1 protein-coding gene is annotated in these 820 nt (G+C 52.3%); it reads right to left on the bottom strand.

Annotated features, from left to right (window positions below):
• Nucleotides 1-52: 52 nt before the first annotated feature.
• Nucleotides 53-757 carry an IS6-like element IS26 family transposase gene (locus tag R7190_RS26555; RefSeq protein ID WP_001067834.1) on the bottom strand — a complete coding sequence of 235 codons (705 nt, stop codon included), beginning with the start codon at nucleotides 755-757 and terminating at the stop codon, nucleotides 53-55.
• Nucleotides 758-820: the final 63 nt, after the last annotated feature.

Genomic DNA, 820 nt, shown 5'->3' on the forward strand with positions numbered 1-820 from the left:
GGCACTGTTGCAAAGTTAGCGATGAGGCAGCCTTTTGTCTTATTCAAAGGCCTTACATTTCAAAAACTCTGCTTACCAGGCGCATTTCGCCCAGGGGATCACCATAATAAAATGCTGAGGCCTGGCCTTTGCGTAGTGCACGCATCACCTCAATACCTTTGATGGTGGCGTAAGCCGTCTTCATGGATTTAAATCCCAGCGTGGCGCCGATTATCCGTTTCAGTTTGCCATGATCGCATTCAATCACGTTGTTCCGGTACTTAATCTGTCGGTGTTCAACGTCAGACGGGCACCGGCCTTCGCGTTTGAGCAGAGCAAGCGCGCGACCATAGGCGGGCGCTTTATCCGTGTTGATGAATCGCGGGATCTGCCACTTCTTCACGTTGTTGAGGATTTTACCCAGAAACCGGTATGCAGCTTTGCTGTTACGACGGGAGGAGATATAAAAATCGACAGTGCGGCCCCGGCTGTCGACGGCCCGGTACAGATACGCCCAGCGGCCATTGACCTTCACGTAGGTTTCATCCATGTGCCACGGGCAAAGATCGGAAGGGTTACGCCAGTACCAGCGCAGCCGTTTTTCCATTTCAGGCGCATAACGCTGAACCCAGCGGTAAATCGTGGAGTGATCGACATTCACTCCGCGTTCAGCCAGCATCTCCTGCAGCTCACGGTAACTGATGCCGTATTTGCAGTACCAGCGTACGGCCCACAGAATGATGTCACGCTGAAAATGCCGGCCTTTGAATGGGTTCATGTGCAGCTCCATCAGCAAAAGGGGATGATAAGTTTATCACCACCGACTATTTGCAACAGTGCC

The organism is Vibrio sp. 1078-1, assembly GCF_033340475.1.